General features: G+C 42.8%; 11 protein-coding genes. 2 read left to right on the top strand and 9 right to left on the bottom strand.

The genetic code is table 11. From position 1 onward, the window contains the following. The first annotated feature begins 100 nt into the window (after positions 1–100). On the top strand, positions 101–1,207 hold the full coding sequence (locus tag QF042_RS09915; protein WP_307527796.1) for a lactonase family protein: 1,107 nt from the start codon (positions 101–103) through the stop codon (positions 1,205–1,207). A 382-nt stretch (positions 1,208–1,589) separates the two neighbouring features. Continuing rightward, positions 1,590–1,934, top strand: a complete 345-nt coding sequence (locus QF042_RS09910; protein ID WP_307527794.1) for a transposase — start codon at positions 1,590–1,592, stop codon at positions 1,932–1,934. A gap of 246 nt (positions 1,935–2,180) precedes the next feature. Here the strand turns inward: QF042_RS09910 and QF042_RS09905 are convergent, their stop codons facing one another. The 9 genes from QF042_RS09905 to QF042_RS09865 form a co-directional block, all read right to left on the bottom strand. Beyond that, positions 2,181–3,017, bottom strand: coding sequence for a transporter (locus tag QF042_RS09905; protein ID WP_307527792.1), 837 nt, complete (start codon positions 3,015–3,017; stop codon positions 2,181–2,183). A 541-nt stretch (positions 3,018–3,558) separates the two neighbouring features. Beyond that, the gene (locus QF042_RS09900) at positions 3,559–4,329 is read right to left on the bottom strand and encodes a DUF1080 domain-containing protein (protein WP_307527790.1); all 771 of its coding nucleotides are present in this window, start codon (positions 4,327–4,329) and stop codon (positions 3,559–3,561) included. Positions 4,330–4,361: 32 nt separating this feature from the next. Beyond that, on the bottom strand, positions 4,362–6,302 hold the full coding sequence (locus QF042_RS09895) for a c-type cytochrome (protein WP_307527789.1): 1,941 nt from the start codon (positions 6,300–6,302) through the stop codon (positions 4,362–4,364). 4 nt (positions 6,303–6,306) lie between these two features. Next, positions 6,307–7,059 (bottom strand): hypothetical protein, encoded by a 753-nt coding sequence (locus QF042_RS09890; RefSeq protein WP_307527787.1) that lies wholly within the window; start codon positions 7,057–7,059, stop codon positions 6,307–6,309. 162 nt (positions 7,060–7,221) lie between these two features. Then, the gene (locus tag QF042_RS09885; protein WP_307527785.1) at positions 7,222–9,348 is read right to left on the bottom strand and encodes a Sip1-related alpha-galactosidase; all 2,127 of its coding nucleotides are present in this window, start codon (positions 9,346–9,348) and stop codon (positions 7,222–7,224) included. Between the two features lie 111 nt (positions 9,349–9,459). Beyond that, positions 9,460–9,660, bottom strand: coding sequence for a hypothetical protein (locus QF042_RS09880; RefSeq protein WP_307527783.1), 201 nt, complete (start codon positions 9,658–9,660; stop codon positions 9,460–9,462). 117 nt (positions 9,661–9,777) lie between these two features. Continuing rightward, positions 9,778–13,902 (bottom strand): hybrid sensor histidine kinase/response regulator transcription factor, encoded by a 4,125-nt coding sequence (locus QF042_RS09875; protein WP_307527781.1) that lies wholly within the window; start codon positions 13,900–13,902, stop codon positions 9,778–9,780. Between the two features lie 119 nt (positions 13,903–14,021). Next, on the bottom strand, positions 14,022–15,632 hold the full coding sequence (locus QF042_RS09870) for a RagB/SusD family nutrient uptake outer membrane protein (protein WP_307527778.1): 1,611 nt from the start codon (positions 15,630–15,632) through the stop codon (positions 14,022–14,024). Positions 15,633–15,646: 14 nt separating this feature from the next. Further along, on the bottom strand, positions 15,647–18,742 hold the full coding sequence (locus QF042_RS09865; protein ID WP_307527776.1) for a TonB-dependent receptor: 3,096 nt from the start codon (positions 18,740–18,742) through the stop codon (positions 15,647–15,649). Between the last annotated feature and the right edge of the window lie 166 nt (positions 18,743–18,908).

The raw sequence follows: 18,908 nt of genomic DNA, 5'->3' as shown, positions 1-18,908 counted from the left end.
CAAATCGTCAGTTAGCAATCATTTCGATTTACCTAAAAACACAATCCATGCGGGAATCTACTTAAGAATAGTAGTTTTGTACATAATCGTTTAATTGATCATGCGTATATATTGTCTATTTCTTTACCTCACGTTTTGCTGCTTTAGCTCAAAAGCACAACAAACAGTTCTTTTCATCGGATCCTATAATATGGACAAAACACTTCCTGGGATCTATGCTTACAGTTTTAACAACAAGACTGGTAAGCTGTCGAAAATAACCGATTACCCGGGTGTGCTTAATCCCTCCTTTCTAACGCTGTCCAAAGATGGAAAATACCTGTATGCGTGCACAGATTCCAGGGCAGAAGAAAAGGGAAGCGTAAGCAGTTTCAAGTTCGACAAACAGTTAACACTAATCAGCCAGCAACCTACAGGAGCTGCAAATCCAGTCTACGTAGCTCTCGATAAAACAGAGCGCTGGTTACTTAGCGGCAGCTATACTGGAGGTGGTGTAGCTGCGTTTCCTATAAAAAGGAACGGTGAGATCGATAAGTCGGCTCAAATCTTCCTCTTCCAGGATAGCAGCATAAGGCCGCAGCAAAAGTCCGCGCATATTCATTCGGTTAACTTTTCTCCTAATGGACAAGTTATTTACCTACCCGACCTGGGTGCAGACAAAATCCGTAATTTCCACTTTGATGGGTCGAACAAAATGCCTTTAAGCCAAGAGTCATTTATACGAACTGTTCCCGGAAGTGGCCCCCGACACATGGCCTTTCATCCAGGAGGAAAATTTGCTTATTGTTTGTCGGAACTTTCGGGCGCTGTCACAGTTTACTCACTAAATGATGGCCGACTGGACTTCATTCAAGAAATCGACTTACATAGCAAATTGCATCAATTTTACAGTAGCGCAGATATACATCTCTCTCCGGACGGTCTATTTTTATATGCATCCAATAGAGGTGAAGAAAATAACATTGCGATATTCCGGGTAAATAATAAATCTGGAAAGCTAACACCAGTTGGCTATCAACCAACAGCGGGGGATCATCCAAGGAATTTCGTGATCGATCCCTCCGGAAAGTTTTTGCTGGTTGCTAATGAATATTCAGGCAGTATTAATGTATTTCAGCGTAATACCAGGACTGGATTGTTGACAAAGACCTCAAGCAAGCTTTTGATAAAAGGCCCATCGTGCTTAGTCATGAAATCCTATTACTAAGTCTCATTTCCGGCACCACCCCCTGTCAAACACGGCACGGTTATCCCTCAGCCAGCAATCTGATCAGGTAATTTGAGGAACATTAAATTGATTAAATCACCTTTGATCGCTAAATTTGTTAGAAGCGACCGGAAAGTTGCAATATCGAGTAAGACGGATATGAAGTAATATCCCATCAAACTTTTAACGGATTTTAGCATTAGTATCGGTAGAAGACTTAAGCATAGATCGAGGAAAGACCCATAGGTTAGTAAGAGACCGGATAAGTTAAAGATCAGATCTAATTAAAAGGACGGTCAGGTGAGTCAAAGCTTTTACTAAGGTAATACTTAAATTGTAGTAAACGCCTGACCGTTTAAGACGGGGCATAAAGCCACCGCCTATGAACGCATTGAATAAAACAAAAAAGTACCTTTATTTCGGGATTGACATATCAAAAGAAACCCTGGATATAGCCGTTACGGTCCGCGGAACTATTTTAATCCACAACACCATTTCCAATGAATCAAAAGCGATCAAGGATCATCTGGCACAGCTGAAAGCTTCTTTGAAGTTTACCACCAGGAACGCTGTTGCCGAGATGGAAAATACGGGTATATACAGTAACCATCTGATCAAAAAATTCGGGACACTTAAAATCGATACTGTAGTTGACCCTCCCCTTCAGATTAAAAATTCTTTGAGTACAATCAGGGGCAAAACGGATATGCCACCCTGGGTGAGGTGAAAAAATGTGAGGCAGATGGTTTTTATCAGCAAGCCTTTTAACATTGACCGTTTTATCGGTAAGGTTTCACATTTAGTGGCCGGGGGAAATTTTGAACTAGATAATTCAGGTTAAGACAACGGGTCCATCACCACCATACTCATCTGATTCCCCAAAAAAAATTGTACCGGCGAAGTGGCGAGGCAAAAAAGAGTAAAGTATAAATTGAAAGTTACGGAAGTATGATCACCATGAACTATTGAGTCATTACAATCTGAATGAAAGCCCCAGGAAATAACTTTTCATCGCATCCTGCTGCATTCCATAGTTTAGCCCGCAGTCCAGCCTTACATCCTTCGCAACTTCTACCTGTAAGGCTGCGTTGATAAAATTTTTAAAGTGATGCTGAGCGCAGTCGTAGCTATAATAAGTTTCTGCAATTCCATCAACACCCTTTACAATTTCATGTCCGATGGTAAGCGATTGCAACAGCTCGGTGTGAAGGCCTGGTCCTTCACTATCCTGTAAGCGGTCTGCTTCAATCTGCATGCCCAGTTTCCATTCACCGGGCAGCTTAAGAGACATCGGTACGATAAATCCCCCTTCATATCTTTCTTCCTTGTTCGCATGCGAGGTGGGAAATTTTACATAGGGCAAAAGCGCAATGGCAAAAGTCCCCTTGTCGTTTCCCAGAAGATTCTGTTTAATGCGCACGGTCATGTCCCCAAATCCGTGAGCGCGTTCAATAGTTCCATCATCCAATGACTTTTCGCTCTGGTAGGAATAACTCTGAACCACGACCTGAACTGCCGTAGAGCTGGTCAGGCCAAGTTTAAGATTTACCTGATTCAACAGGTAGCTATCCGTTAAAGTATTTTCGCTCCTTTCCCTTTCCAACCGGAAAAGGTCCGCCTCATACTGAAAGTGGCCGGCATCGACCGTAATAGGGGATTCGGTCACATCTGGCCTGTCGGTCTCCATTTCCCTCAGCGCAGCCTTGGGAACGGGGTGAAAAAGGTTATAAGAAATGTTCTTCTTTTCCTGGGCCTTTGATGCAGCACAGAGAAGTAAAATGGCAGACATCAAAAAACAGATCTTTTTCATTTGGTTAACACTTTTACTAAGAACAGGAAAAGATGCACCAAAGTTTTAATTATCAATCAGCAGATCAAAGCTATCACAGAATAAACCTTTTCTTAACCGATAAAGCCATCTATCAGGTCCTCTGTTCCTACCAAACCCCAGGTATTTTCTATTTGGGCGAATAAATTGGTATGTCCCAGTCAATGCTGGTTAAATCGGGGTTTACCTGATAATGGTATGCAGGATATTTTTCTGGTAATGTCATTTTTAGGTATCGAATACTGTGGAGCGATAAAATGAACTATTATGATTGCGCTTAAAAAACGGGATGTAAAAGTAAGGGGTAAATTTATGGATTAAGGGCTTTAACAAACGGCAAAATTCAGGACAATAGGAAGATTTCCATAGAGATCTTTGCCAGGGACGGGAATTATATTTCCGAAGCTATTCCCGTACATTTTACTGAAATCCTTTTAAGCACCCGTAACAAAGTTCAGCCCGGCTTGTCCAAGAGAGCCATAACAAATAATAAATAAAGTCTAGTTAAAAGAATTAGGTGTTACTAAAGCTTTCTTAACCAAATATTGCGATAACTGATCGGTTCGCTTTTATCGCCATGACTTTGTAGTTTGATCGGCGAGGCTCCATGCTTGCGGTAAACAGGTTGACCAATGTAAGGTGTATCCCCTTTGAGTATGGTCGCATTCTGTACTAAAATACCATTATGAATGACTGTCGCTACAGCCGGTGACTTTACAGAACCGTCCTCGTTAAAACGGGGAGCCGTCCAGGCGACGTCAAAGGTTTGCCACTCTCCGGGTTTTAAACAGGCATTTACCATCGGTGGCGATTGTTTGTAAAGACTGCCCGCCTGACCATTTACATAGGTTTTATTCTCATAATTATCCAGCACCTGCAACTCATATCCACCTGCACCCCAGGGAAGCGCAGCCAGAAAAATACCGCTGTTACCCCGGCCCTGGCCACTTCCGGTTATATTTTCCGGAATCCGGTATTCAATGTGAAGCTGAAAATCCATAAATTTCTTTCTTGTCTGGATATCACCCATGGACTTATCTACCGTCATGATCCCATCGGATAACTTCCATTTTCCTGCTGAAACAGTATCGCTGGATTTCACCCACTGATCCAGATCTTTCCCGTCAAAAAGAACTATGGCGTCTGAAGGCGCTGCTCCTGGCACCTTGGCCGGACTTACCTTTGCAGGTACCGGAGCCCATATTTCAGTATCTTCTGGCTTAGCAGGTTGCTGTGCCTGAATGAGCAGTGCATTTGTTACGAGTATCCCAACAATTAATATTGATCGTTTCATATATCGATTGATTTTCTTTAGCTAATGATGTATTATTTATTTAATGATTTGATCCAGGCCGCAATTTTTTTCACCTCATCTTTTGGAACATTGGTCATTGGCGGCATCGGTGTAGAATAACCCGGCCAGTGCTCTGGTTTAGGCGTATAAATCAGGCTTATTAGTTCCTCGACCGTATACTTTTTGGTGGAAATCTCTTTAAAAGAGGGGCCAACTTGTCGTTTATCCGGGTTGTGGCAGGCCAGGCAAGTATTTTTAGTTAGCAGCCCTTTCACCTGCTCATAAGTTGGAATTTTCACTACTGATGTTTTTCCACCTGATGGAGACTTTTTGCTTTGTGCCAAAGGCAAAGTTTTAGTTGAGGTCGAATTTTTGGTACTTACTTCTGCAAGGCTAAGCACTTTCCCTTCCGGGATATTATTTAAAGTATAATATGCTGTTGGATGTACAAGGCTGTAGTAGTTCTCCTGGGAGCGAATGCCATCCAATGTAATGTTGTGAATATATCCTTTGCGCAGGTTGGCTACGATAATTCGGGCAGTGCGGCCATCAGCTGAAACGCGAACGCCCTTTATCTTGCACTTTTGGCTATTGACCGGCGGACTTCCGTACACACTGTGGTATTTATAGATAAAGCTCTCCACTGAATAAGAAGCAAGATCTAAGGCGTATTTTTTATCAACAGGCTTGGTAAACGCTATTTCAAACCCATCTGGCATAGCCTTTATACTAAGCATTTCAAAAGGGATTTTGTTATTCCATACTAGTCGCTGGATTCCCTCTGTGGCCTCACCGGCCGAACCCCATCCCCGGTTGGTCTCGCCGGCAAACAATGATCCGTCCTTCCCCCAGGCCAGACGCACGATACCCGATTGAAAACCACTTCTGAAAGGCCATGCCGCTCCCTGGTACTCACCGTTTATCTTTTCCATAAACACCCGGCTAACCATGCTCTGCCCCTGATCGCCCACCAGCAGCTGGCCAGCGAAAGGACCAAAGGAGCCCGGAGGGATTTTTACAATCTCAGAATTTGAAATACCAAGAATTCCGTGGGGCAACCAAACCGCAGGAAGTTGGAGTTCAGGAAAGTTCTTCTTCATATCGAACTCGGTTACCACTTTTTCGTTCACATCGTTTTCTGGCTTTACACTGTTTCCCTTGCTGTCGTAAATCATCTTTGTTTGATTCTTAGCAAAGAAATCTTTTTCACTGAGTTTGAGCGGAGACTGCGGCAGATTGGTCCAGACCAGGCTGGATGGGTGGCCCATAAATGCACCTTTTTTCACTTGCATGATACTCCCCGAGCCAACCCAGTCTCCCTGGTTATCGGTATAGAAAAGCTGATCATCGATCATACTGATCCCACAAGGTGAGCGCATACCGGCAGCCCAGGGTTCAACCCTTCCGTCTTCAAAAATATGGAGTGCCCAGCCTCTCCAGGGAACCATACTTTTTGGGTTCCACCAGGTGGGCGGAAATCCAAGGTTCAGGGTCACAAAAAAAGATCCGTCGGCAGCAAGCTTAGGGCCAAAACTGTACTCATGGTAATTTCCCGACAATGGCCAGGCATATATGGTTTCAAAATCATCGGCCACTCCATCGTTGTCGGTATCTGTCATTTTAGTAAGTTCCCCCCGTTGGACACAATAAAATGATCCGTTTTTATAGGCAAGTCCGAGCACCTCATGAAGGCCCGAAGCAAATTTCTGAAATGTTGGTTTCAGTGAAGAAGGATTTTTCACGATGAAAACATCCCCTCTCCTGGTGGTGACACCCAAATCGCCGTTAGGCAATGTACAGAGTCCACCAACTTCGAGGATTGCTCCTTCAGGAGCGGGTACTTTCATGATCTTAAAATAATCATCTTCCTTTGGAGATTCTGCCTGGCCAAAGCATTGTGAAGAAAACAGGAAAAATGAGATCGCAAACAGTCCGACAGAAGAGGTTTTAAAAAAATTCAGGTAATTAATCATGATACTACTGGTTAAAGAGAATAGAATAACTGATTTTGTTTTTGACCGGAACAACCAACTCTTTGATTCCTGCGATTGTTCTAATGAACGGCCTGACAAGCTCAGCATCATCAAGTTTCACTGAGTATAGATTGTCGGCAACTGTGTAATTTCCTGCTCCGTTTTCCTCAATCAGGTTTGCCTTGGCCAGGCACAAATACAGATTAGCTGAACTTCCGCGAGCTTCAATTTCGCGATGAATACCCTTACAGTTATCGATCACCTTGGTAGCATCCTTTATTTCAACTCCATAAACAAGATATTTAAAAGTTGGCCTGCCATCTTTATCCAGGGTATATCCTTTGGGTCTGAAACCTGACCCAATCGTATCTTTTTTAAACACAGATTGTGGGGTTGGGAGCATCTGCATTTCCGGCATTACATCTCCCAACTGAATAGTTTTTCCAAGCGGATGGGAAGAGCCATCTCCCCTGTCGTGCCACATTGGTGTCGCATCCAGAAATCCACCTTTCCATAACAGAATTAATTTGCCGTTATCAGCATCATAGGTATAATGAACATTCAAGGGACTCCCGACACTGATGGCATGAGTGAGCCGTTTACCACCCTGAAGGTCCACAAAACTCCTGATTAAGACATTCCGGTCCGCTTTAATAATGACCGGCTCGACTTTAGGCTCTTGTGCAGAAATGGGTTCTCCGTTCAGAAGCCAGAACGCCGTAAGGCTGGTAACGATAAAATATGGGGATAATTTCATTTTAGTTTGCTTATTGGTTAGATTATGAGTGCAGTCTACGTTCTAATTTTCAAATCTAAAAATTTGACCGTCTGAATGATTATCAATATATGCCAATTTATTATCAAAATCACCCGGCATCTGATATATTCATGGTTTTCATTTTGAAAGTCCCAGCATACCTTATTTCTTAGCGAATGTAAATTCAACTACAGGGTTCCCTCCGGTCATAGGTACATTCACAGTCACCAGGCCATTCTTGATATCAAATCCTGCTTTCCTGCCATTGATTGTCAATTGCTTTATGGGCCTCGAACTATACCCTCTGAATACGCCACCTTCTTTAAGTGTAACCTTTACTTTATCAGCGGTATAAGTCTGATGAGCAATTGTTGCCGGTGCATTATATTTATTAATAAGGCCAAAAGCCGCAAAACCATACTGGATCGGCACGATGTAGTGGAGCTGGTAGCCCATCCTGGGAAGATTAACTTTAAAAGATTCATTAGGATCCGCGATCTTCAGATCTTTTGAAAAGTGTTCGTATATCGCAAAGTGGTCACCTTTCAAACCATGTATATCAGAAGCTTTAAAACTACCGCTGACCACGTCAGCGTCAGCAGCGTTATAGAGCACCAGCAAGCCCGTACGCTGTACAGTTGAATAAGCTTTAAACAACTTCTTCTCCTGAACTTGAAATAAACAGTCTTCGGTAGGTAACAGCGCTGTTTCAGAACGTATGGAACGACCGTCAGAAAGCACAATGCTGTTCAGAACATCAAAATTCTGCTGCCCCGGATTATCAGTCAGGTATATCGGCCCGTTATTAATGGTTCGCGCTATGGCATGGAAGATTGCATTTGGATGATGTGACTGGAACATGTCAAAGTCCGGGTAAACCATCTGAGAAAAATAAATGGCATTATATATTCCCTGAAGCACGTGTGCTGCAGCATTTCCCTTCTCCATGTTATAACCTTCGCCTTTTTCATATGGAAAATAATCTTCTACGGAACGGGCAACTGCTGAAGTGCCAAAATTAAAGTACGATTCAGCACTCATATCCATACAATTGATTACCGCACCTTTAAAATACTTATCCGCTGACTTGTATAAGGCATCATGTAGATGTTCTGACAGATTGAAAATGGGATAATTGCCAACGGCCATACGTTCAGTTACGGTCTGATTATCTACTTTTATAAAATCAAATCCTTCATCTCTCAGGTATTTGTGCCAGGAGCCATAAAAGTCATAAATATCATTGCGCTCGGGCTTAATGAAATAATAAGGTTTATCTGCAGAATTTTTCACTGCTATCTGTTCTTTCTGGCTCCAGGAAAACAGCCTGCCCTTATACCGATAACCAAGTTCAGATTCCGGATCAATCCCGTTCCAATAACCACCCAGAGCGTGCCATACACCCATATACTTTATCCCATAATCTTCCTTGAGTTTCCTGATCAATGGCTTAAAGCCATTGGGGAACTTTTTTGGATCAGGAACTAAGGACCGGAGCTGTGAATTTTTATGCTGAAACCAGCCATCATCTATCAGTACCCATCCAAGAGGATATTTATGATCTGTAAAGGTCCTTACACCCTCGATAATGTGTTTTTCATCCAAGTTTTTGCCCATGGCGGAAGAATTCCAGGTACACCAGCCTATATATTCCAGGGGCTGTGGAAACTTCTTTTTGGAGATTTCATTTTCCGCTTTTCCCATGTCTTCGAGCGCCGCCTTGTAGATTCTGGCAAACAACCGATAGGGATCGCTGTCAAATGCAATTGCCATAGCAGGAACCTCAGTATTTTTATTTACAGAATAACTAAGGGCCTTGCTTCCCCATTTAGTTCCATTACTACCCAGAGTCGTCCTGAAGCCATTGCCAGATAGGGGAATTGCAGCACCATATGTACCGTCGTCATATTGCCAGTAAAAGAATTGAACATCCCATTCTTTCATTTTGGTAGCATCAGTGATTGCTACCGGTTCGGTCCAACTGTTCCAAGGCTTATAGCGCCAGATGGTCACTCCCTGCTTTAAACCGGGGATATTATCAAAAAAAACACCTGAGAATTGACCGGTATCCAGGGCTTTGTTAATATTCAGCCGCAATAGTAGTACATCATTCTTTAAGTAACTTTTTATAGCTTGCTGATGTTGGCCACTCAGCCCGACGCCACTCATCAGACGTACTTTTTTGTTAAACTTCACTTCCAGTTTCGCCGCCGATGTTTCTATAGAAATCTGTGCTTTGGCAGTGCCACATAAAAGAAAAATTAAAACACTGCAGATTAATTTATGCATTCTTATTAGGTATGATTTGGTTATCAAAAGGATTCTAGTTGTCCTTTCTAAAAAACAAAACTAGCCATTGTATATGTCCTACAGCTTATCAATATATGCCAATACACTTCATTAATGACCAAAATCGGGTAATCGGAGCGCATAAAAGGAGCGTTCCCACATCAGCTTTGTTAGTTCATTATCGTTGTTTCCAGATTGTGTTCTGAAAACCTGTAAAAGTGGATTGGTGAGATTTATCTGATCCGAAGTAAACACCCAATGATTTAAACGAAGGTTCATTGGTTTATCAGCTGCGATCTCATTCCTTCCCATAGCCTACTACTAAACGTCATGCAAACCGTTTTTCAACTGGCCCGAAATCACCATTTTATTCCAAAACATCGGATCATATAACATGAAAAATGTTCCTGCCCCGTAAACAAGGTGACGCTATGGATGAAGCTTGCCCTGCTTTTGATCGTTGATATATTTTTTTGGGCTTACCCCATGCTCCCTGGTAAAAGACCGGCTGAAATTGGCCGGTTCTGAAAACCCTAACCTGTAAGCAATCTCGGAGATTGTATAATCACCACTTAACAACAGTCTGGTCGCCATTTCCAGCTTGATGCCGTTAACAAAATCATGAGCAGTCTGATTGGTCAGCGCTTTTAGTTTACGATAAAGCTGTCTTCTACTCATTCGCAATCCACCGGCAAGCTTATCGATGTCAAAATTCGGGTCAGAAACATGCTCTTCCACGATCTGAGTTGCCTTTTTTATAAATTTCAGATCAATATCCACCAGCTCATACTCAGGGAGCTGACTTTCCCCTTTTAAATAGAGCATTCTGAGTTTGCTTCTTGATTCAAGGATATTCTTTATCCTGGCAACCAGCAATACCATATTAAAGGGCTTGGAGATGTAAGCATCTGCCCCACTGCTATAGCCATCGATTTTATGTTCTTCTGCCTGCTTGGCGGTAAGCAGAACAACAGGAATATGGCTGGTTCTCTCATCATTTTTAAGCTTGTTACACATTTCAAGTCCATCACTTTCTGGCATCATGACATCGCTGATAATCAGATCGGGCACAATTTTCAACGCGCGCTCAAAACCCTCAATACCATTTGCCGCCTCTTCGACCTGGTAATCTGCCTGTAATTCTTCTGCAACATATTCCCTTAATTCCTGATTGTCTTCTACGATAAGAATGATCGGCAGATCTGCGGCCTTCTCTTCTTGTGGCCCATTTTCATCAACCTTATGGATCTCATCGTTTACCGCCCCCTCCACTTTAGTACTATTTTCATCCTTCATAGATAACCGGTTGTAAGGTTCAGCACGATCGTAAGTATCTACGGGGATACGAATCACAAAATCAGAGCCCCGCTTCTCATCTCCTTCGACACTGATTTCACCATTATGAAGCAAAACCAGCTCCTTTGTAAGTGCCAGGCCTATGCCACTTGACACATTTTCAAACCTCTTCACATCCTTAACCTGGTAAAATACATCAAAAATCTTTTCTCTCAACTCGACAGGAATGCCAATTCCAGTATCTTTCACATGGATCTCCAACAGTCCCTTATCCGGTAATCCATCAATCCCTTTCACAGCGACCGACACGATGATCTCTCCGAAGTCCGGCGTATATTTAAAGGCATTAGAAATGAGATTGAATAAGATCTTCTCAAATTTGTCCGTATCGATGAGCGCATAGAACGAAGCTGTTTTTTTTTCAAAAAAATAATCGATTTTGCGGTCAGCTGCCTTGAGATTAAAGCTGTCTACAATATTCTGTAATATACTTATTATGTCTACTTTTTTGAGATCGAGCCTGAGATTGCCATTTTCCAGTTTCCTAAAATCAAGCAACTGATTGACCAAATTCATCAGCCGACCCGCATTTTTGTAAACCAGCTGGCTATATCTTTTCGCCTGGGAGCCAGTAATTTCCTCTGACATCATTTTTCTAAGCGGATCGATGATCAGTGAAAGCGGAGTGCGAAGCTCGTGGGAAATATTCGTGAAAAAATTAAATTTCAACTGGTTGAGCTCTTCCATTTTATCAGCAGCTAGTTTCTGATATTTAACTTCGCTTCTCAGTTTCTCTCTGGAACGGATCTCTACATAGATAAGGTATAACAAAGCAGAAACGGCAACAAGATAAAACAGGTAGGCCCAAATCGTTTTCCAGAATGGCGGCTCAATGATAATCTTCAAAAAGGAAGACTTACCGCTCCATATACCATCGCTATTTGCGGCCTTAACGGTAAAAGTATAGGTTCCGGGATTTAAATTGGTATAAGTTGCCTTTCGTTCGTGGCCAATGTAGTTCCATTCCTGATCAAAGCCCTCCAATTTATAGGCGTAGCTGGTCTTTTCGGGCACGGTATAACTAAGCGCACTGAATTCGATAGTGAAAACAGACTGGTCATGGGAAAGGGTAATTTCCTTGGTTTCATTGATATTTAAGTCCTTAAGCAAATTTTGGTCTGCACCCAATATCGACCTGTTGAACAATAAAAAATCTGTGATCACCACTGGGGGACTATATCGATTTTCTTTAATGCTTGCCGGATCAAAAATATTGAAGCCGTTCAGCCCCCCAAAAAGAACTTCTCCTGTACTCATCAGACCACCTGACCCTAAGATAAACTCATTGCTCTGCAATCCATTAAGCATACTATAATTTTTAACGGCACCGGTTTTGGGATCGAAGCGGCTCAATCCATTGTCAGTGCTGATCCAAAAATACCCCATCTTGTCTTCCACCAGGCAACTTACAATATTACTTGCAAGGCCCTCAGTTTCAGTAAAAGCATTAAATCTCTTTTTTACCGGATCGAAAACATTTAGCCCTCCGCCCATTGTTCCTATCCATACCCGACCTTTATGATCACCATAAAGGGCATATACCATGTCATTACTTAAACCACTGTTACTGCTGTTGTAAGTAACGAACTTGTCCCGTTCAGGATCCAGCACACTAATTCCGCCAGAATGCGTACCTATCCAAATTTTTCCATCCCTGTCCTCATAAAAAGATCTGATGAAATTGTTGGATAGACTATTGCCGGCATCACTGCTAGAATAATTTTTGATCTTTCCGGAAACCGGATCCAGAACATTTACACCACCTCCATTTGTACCAATCCATATTTGTCCTTTCCGATCTTCCAATAGTGCATAAACCGATTTGTTGCGCAGCTGAAGTGGTGGATAATAACTGATTTTTTTCGAATTGATGTCCATGCAGGCTAGTCCCATGTCATAGGTGCCAATCCACAGTTTATCTTTTTTATGGTTTAACCTAAGACTTAGAACCGACATACTTTTTAAAGGGTATGTTCTTACGGCAGAATTATAGGAGGTGAACCGACTTGCACTCCGGTTCCAGAGGTATAACCCTCCGCCATCGGTACCTATCCAAATATCACCGCCATGGTCTTCGGCAAATGAAGTTACGATATTAGAGTTAAAATCGGAACGATCAAGACCAAAGTTACGATAGAGCTTAAAACTAGTCTGATTTCTGTCGTACTTGTTAACACCCCCGGCATATGTACCGAGCCATAGTATACCCTGACCATCCAGTAACATGGAATAAACTGAGCTGTTGCTTAATGAGCGCTCATCCTTGGCATCCTTTCTATAATGCATAAAACTTCCTTTGTCAATGTCAAAGAGATCAAGTCCATCTTCAGTTGCCACCCAAAATTTGCCACTCCCGTAACTACATAAAGCGTTAATAACGTTATCAGCCAGGCTCTCCGGCCTGTTCGGCTCATGCTTATAGGAAACGAAATTACGGGTTTGGTAGTCATATCTATTCAGACCGTTGGTGGTCCCTATCCAAAGATTGCCCTTATGGTCTGTTGAGATTGCCGTGATGATGTTGTCACTGATACTTCCTTTAACCCCGGTATTCATGAACGATTCAAACTGTCTGCTCTCCAGGTCGAACAGGCTTAATCCCTCTTTCGTTCCGACCCAAAGGTTATCTCTTTTATCCTCATATATAACGGTTACGTACTGACATTGGGCGCTTTTTTCGGCCTGTCCCGGAAAAAAGGTATTGATTTTTTTGGTCCTTCTGTCCAAAAGGTGAAGACCTTTAGTGGTGCCCACCCAAAAGCGACCTTTCCTGTCTTCAAAAATAGATGTGATATTAAGGTCATTCAGCTTTTCGCTCCCATCTTTCCCAACAGAAATGAAAGCATCCTTGTTTCTGTCGTAGAATGCAAGACCTCCGCCAAGGGTGCCGATCCACAGTTTACCGCTCCTGTCTTCAAACAGACATTTGATATTGTTGTAGGGAATGTTGCCAGATTTTTTTGGGTTGCTACGGTATACCTTAAACTTATAACCATCATATTTATTCAGGCCATCCTGGGTGCCAAACCACATAAAGCCATATTTGTCTTTCAATATACAGTTTACCTTACTTTCAGAAAGTCCGTTTGCTGTGGTCAGATGCACAAATTCCAATGCAGGCTTTTCCTGGGCGAGTCCGGTCAGACTGATTTGCCAGAGCAATAATATCACACTAAAAATGGTCAGTTTCTTAATCATATCGGCAAAGAACGTCAAACTGTGTTTATCTGTTCAATCTAAGTAAATTTATAATACCCGTCAATAAATTGCTAAACAAGGCCGGACAATTCCGGCCTTGTATAAGTGTCTTCGGATTCCTAATAACCTTTTGTTTGCTGAAGGTTGCCCTGAGACTTATCTATTTCAGATTGGGGAATTGGTATGGTAGGATAGTCATCTTTACCCAATTGACTGATCCATTGGGTGTAGAACTTTCCTTTCAGATCGCCCTTTACCTCAAATCCTTTAGACACGCCCCAGTTTTGATAATAATCTTTTAATAAACTTGTCCTCTTTGTGCGGATTAAATCCCAGTAGCGCTGCCCTTCCATCGCCAGTTCAACACGGCGTTCATGCCAGATGTCATTCAACAACTGCGCATCCGTAGAATAAGTACGCATCGGTAATAGGTTTGATGCCACCGTAAAAAATTGGAATACCCTTTCCGGATCGATTTTGGGGGTGGTATTCGCACGTTTACGGACTTCATTTAAATAGAACAGCGCCGTAGCCGGATTTTTTGGGTTGCCTTGTATCAGTGCCTCTGCATAAAGCAGATAAATGTCCGACAACCTGAAAATGATGTTGTTGGTACCTGCACAGGAAGCACTTGACGGGCGTTCTGAGGGCAGCAGGAATGCTTTACGGGAATGATAGCCATATACGTTGTTCTGGCTGTTTTTTTGCTCGGTACCGCTGACATACTGGTCTTTGCTGAAATTGACAGTGTAGATAATTCTAGGATCTCCCGGCTCATAATCATTTATAAGATCTTGGGTAGGTTGATTGAAACCCCAGCCCCAGTCGTCACGGCTCATTTGCTGTACATTTCTGACACTGCCTTCGCAACTTTCACCCCAACCACCGTCTTGCTTAATAAAATTAACTTCAAAAATGTTCTCATTACCGAATTCCCCTTCCTGTCTAAATACCTTTCCATAGTCACTCTGTAAAGAATAGCCACCGTTATCAATCAGGTCTTTTAAGACAGGCTGAGCAGCGTCATACTTACGTTGGAACATAAATGCTTTAGCTAATAAGGCCTGGGCTGCCCCTTTTGAAATCCTTCCCAGTTGGCTGTCTGCCTTCAGCTGCGCTGCTGTGGCGAGACCCGGTACAGCAGCGGCCAGATCTTTTTCTACCAGTGCCCATAGCTCCGCTACAGGTTTTCGGTTCAATAATTTTGCATCAATATTTTTGTAGTCTATCACCGCCGCGGTGATGATAGGCACATCACCATAGGCCATTGCAAGATAAGAATAGCCAAATGCACGTAAAAAAAGTGCTTCTGACCGGTACCTCGCTTTCAATGCATTGTTACCTCCGAAATCGGCAACATTGTCAATTCTATCTATGACCAGGTTTGATTTACTGATGAGCGCATAGCAACTTGCCCAAAAATTTCCGCCAACTGAATTTACCGCCATAGGCCTGTTTTCAACATATTGTTCGATGTCTGCCCAGTCGCCAATAGTCTCTCCGCCTTTTAACCCATCGTCACTTGCAATATCCCCCAGGATATAAAGCGGCCCGATGATATTTTCCCTCTGCAGTACATTATAGGCGTCTATAAGCGCTCCGTTAATTTGATCGGGGGTTTTGAAATACGTTGATATTTCATCCCTGATCACAACATTTGTATCTAAATTTTTGCTGCAGCTAATTGCAAGTATGACAAAAGCAAGCATGGCATATATATATTTTCTCATTGTATTTCTTCTAACTAAAATTTAACACTAAGTCCTACTTGTAAGGTTCTTGGATTCGGAAACGCACCAAAATCAGCTCCCATCAGCCTGGACATCCTTGCATTATCGACCACTGTATTGAACGCATCCACCGAATACGGTCCCACCTCGGGATCCAGTCCGGAGTAATCAGTAATAGTGAAAAGGTTTTGAGCGGCAACATAGATCCTCACACTGGAAAACGACGCTTTGGAAATGAATTTCGTAGGAAGAGTGTAGCCAAGCTGAACGGTTTTCAGCCGGATATACGAAGCATCTTCCACATAAAAATCAGAGGTTCTGAAATTGTTATTGGGATCGTTCTTTGACATGATGGGTTGGGTATTAGAGTGGTTTTCAGGTGTCCATGCTGCGTAAGCCACTCCTGCCTGAATATTATCAAATCCAAGTGGTTGATTTGTAGTATACTTGGTAAGATTAATGTTGTCATTCCCGGCTGACCCTTGCACATACAAGACAATATCAAAATTTTTGTAGTTTAAACTGGTATTGAATCCGTAAGTAAAATCAGGATGTGGATTTCCTATTGTGGTCTTATCGCCGTCATTGACCAATCCATCCCCATTAATGTCCTGGAACCTAAAATCACCTGGGCGTGCATTGGGTTGGATCTTCCCATTTTTGCCGATATAGCCATCTACCTCTGCCTGGCTTTGGAAAATCCCCGCAGTCTTATATCCATAAAACTGGCCGATCGGCTGGCCTACGGCTGTGCGCGAGAATCCGGTCACCCGTGATCCTGTAACTTCATCTACATAAGGTGCGCCCAGACCAAGATCAACAACCATATTTTTATAAGCCGAGAGGTTGCCTCCAATGGTATATTTAAAGTCTGAGCCTATATTACCATTGTAATTGACCTCAAAATCGAAGCCTCTATTACGTACCGATCCAATGTTGACAATAGGTGAGGAAACACCAAATACGTCCGCAACAGGCAAAGAAACTAGCATATCCTTTGTTTTACGCGTATAATATTCGGCAGTAAAAGTGAGCGCATTGTTGAAAAAACCAAAATCTACAGCCGCATCTACCTGCCGGGTGGTTTCCCAGTGCAGCAGTGAATTGCCCAAATTGTCCATGGCATATCCTTGTACAATTGTACCATCTCCCAAAACAAACCGACGGTTTACACCTCCGGCGATATACGTGGCGTAATTGTTCGCACCGGGTACATTTTGATTACCCAACTGGCCCCATCCCCCTCTTATCTTAAGATTGCTGAACCATTTTGCCGTTTCTTTCCCCCAAAATTGTTCTTTGCTTACTACCCAGCCTAGTGATGCAGCTGGAAATGTACCCCATCTGGAGTCTTTCGAAAATGCTGAGGTACCATCATGCCGAATGCTTGCGTTAAACAAATATTTGTCTTTAAAGTTGTAGATTAATCTTCCAAAATAAGAATTGAGTCCCGAAGAGCCCGCATTGCCACTTAGGTTGTAACTTGAACTGGTTCCGGCATCTATGTACCAGTCTTTGGGATCATTGCTAGGCTGACCGTAGCTCGTACCGGAGAGTGACCTCCAGGTAGATTTCTCAAAACTCGCACCGGCAAGTACATTGAAACTATGGTCCCCGATCTTTGGTGTCCATGTCATCGTCTGGGTGGATACCCAATGGTTGTTCTTTGAACTTCCTGCCGAAGCCGAACGGAGTTCGTTCTTATCGCTCGCACTCATAAAATAAGTAGGTACAAATGACCAGGAGCTCGGCCTTCCCACATCTAACCCAAAGCTGGAGTTCAATACAATATTCTTAGTCAGGTTGATATCAGTATATACGTTGCCTACTGCCCTTAATGTTTCACCCTGACCTATGATCCTGGCCAGCCTGGCAAGTGGACTGCTGCCAAATGTGGTGTTTGATACTGCAAATTTATTGTAGGGATCTGCCTGGTCCTTATTCAAATCCAATACAGGTATTAGCGGGTCGTATTGTTTGATAAGTCCCAGGATGTTCTGTAGCGTATTGATGTTCTTTTCATTCGACAAACTGAAGTTTTCACCAATCTTCCACCAATCCCGGACTTTGTAATCTGCATTCGACCGGAAAGTAAAACGCTCATATCCGGACGGTTTGACCATGCCCTCCTGCTTATAATAGGAACCATTCAATGAATAATGGATCTTATCCGTACTTCCGCTTACTGCCACATTGTAATTCTGAGTGGGTGCGGAATTGACTGTCTCATCCCACCAGTTGGTATAGTTGCCCTGATCGTAGGCAGCCTTCGTCTTTTTATACTCTGTCGAAGATTCGCCGTTCACCACTTTTGACATATAAAGATACTCATCCCTGCCGGCTGGTTTATAGTCTCTCCAGGGTTTACTGCTGGCATAATAGCTATCAAATGAAATCGTTGTTTTGCCCTTTCCTTTCTTTGTAGTGATCAATACCACTCCATTTGCTGCCCTATTTCCGTAAATTGCAGCAGCCGAGGCATCTTTCAGTATGTCTACAGACTCTATGTCAGCCGGAGTAAGAAAATTCAGGCCGCTCACTGGAATTCCATCAACTACATATAGCGGTTCGTTGTTATTCACGGTTCCCACGCCCCTGATGCGAACCATAACAGCAGAACCCGGAAGGCCGTTCGTATTTACAACTTGAACGCCTGCCGCTCTTCCCTGCAGTGCCTGTTCAACGCCCTGAACGGGCAACTGATTTGCATTTTTCATATCAGCCCTTGTAATGGATGATGTTACATCAGTTCTTTTCTGGGTGCCATATCCCACAACAACCATCTCATCCAAAACATTTGCGGAAGCTTTCATTGAAATGTTGAGTGTAGTTCGCCCGCCCAGGTTAATTTCCTGAGTCTCCATCCCCACAAATGAGACTAATAAAGTTGCGTTGGAAGTAGCAGCAATTTTAAAGCTGCCGTCAAGTTCCGACACCGTACTGATTTTGGAGCCCTTCACTAACACGGAAACACCAGGAAGTGGTTTTGCTGCTTCGTCAATAATCTTGCCGCTGACAACGCTGTTCTGCGCAAAACCTACGGTATTAAAATGTAAAAAGGCAAGCATAAAAAATACAGCAAGCCATCTGGTTGTAATTAATTTTTTCATACACGATTAAATAAATGGTTAGAGATAATTAACTAGCATAATTACCTGTCACAAGTATTGTATAAATCGTATGAAAACCACTTATCAGAAAGTGCCATTTGGTATCATATTGTGCCCTATAGGTTAAAGTACAAACAAAAACGTGATAGCCTTAAGTTGACCCGTT

Origin of the sequence: Pedobacter sp. W3I1, from assembly GCF_030816015.1 — a bacterium.
In the GTDB taxonomy this organism is placed as follows: domain Bacteria; phylum Bacteroidota; class Bacteroidia; order Sphingobacteriales; family Sphingobacteriaceae; genus Pedobacter.
The sequence above is the reverse complement of the archived record's forward strand: the minus strand, read 5'-3'. Positions and strand labels throughout refer to the sequence as shown.

What these genes read in the sequence shown, in the direction of transcription:
- QF042_RS09915 (WP_307527796.1), top strand. Translation starts at nt 101, where the DNA reads ATGCGTATATATTGTCTATTTCTTTACCTCACGTTTTGCTGCTTTAGC.
- QF042_RS09910 (WP_307527794.1), top strand. Translation starts at nt 1,590, where the DNA reads ATGAACGCATTGAATAAAACAAAAAAGTACCTTTATTTCGGGATTGAC.
- QF042_RS09905 (WP_307527792.1), bottom strand. Translation starts at nt 3,017, where the DNA reads ATGAAAAAGATCTGTTTTTTGATGTCTGCCATTTTACTTCTCTGTGCT.
- QF042_RS09900 (WP_307527790.1), bottom strand. Translation starts at nt 4,329, where the DNA reads ATGAAACGATCAATATTAATTGTTGGGATACTCGTAACAAATGCACTG.
- QF042_RS09895 (WP_307527789.1), bottom strand. Translation starts at nt 6,302, where the DNA reads ATGATTAATTACCTGAATTTTTTTAAAACCTCTTCTGTCGGACTGTTT.
- QF042_RS09890 (WP_307527787.1), bottom strand. Translation starts at nt 7,059, where the DNA reads ATGAAATTATCCCCATATTTTATCGTTACCAGCCTTACGGCGTTCTGG.
- QF042_RS09885 (WP_307527785.1), bottom strand. Translation starts at nt 9,348, where the DNA reads ATGCATAAATTAATCTGCAGTGTTTTAATTTTTCTTTTATGTGGCACT.
- QF042_RS09880 (WP_307527783.1), bottom strand. Translation starts at nt 9,660, where the DNA reads ATGGGAAGGAATGAGATCGCAGCTGATAAACCAATGAACCTTCGTTTA.
- QF042_RS09875 (WP_307527781.1), bottom strand. Translation starts at nt 13,902, where the DNA reads ATGATTAAGAAACTGACCATTTTTAGTGTGATATTATTGCTCTGGCAA.
- QF042_RS09870 (WP_307527778.1), bottom strand. Translation starts at nt 15,632, where the DNA reads ATGAGAAAATATATATATGCCATGCTTGCTTTTGTCATACTTGCAATT.
- QF042_RS09865 (WP_307527776.1), bottom strand. Translation starts at nt 18,742, where the DNA reads ATGAAAAAATTAATTACAACCAGATGGCTTGCTGTATTTTTTATGCTT.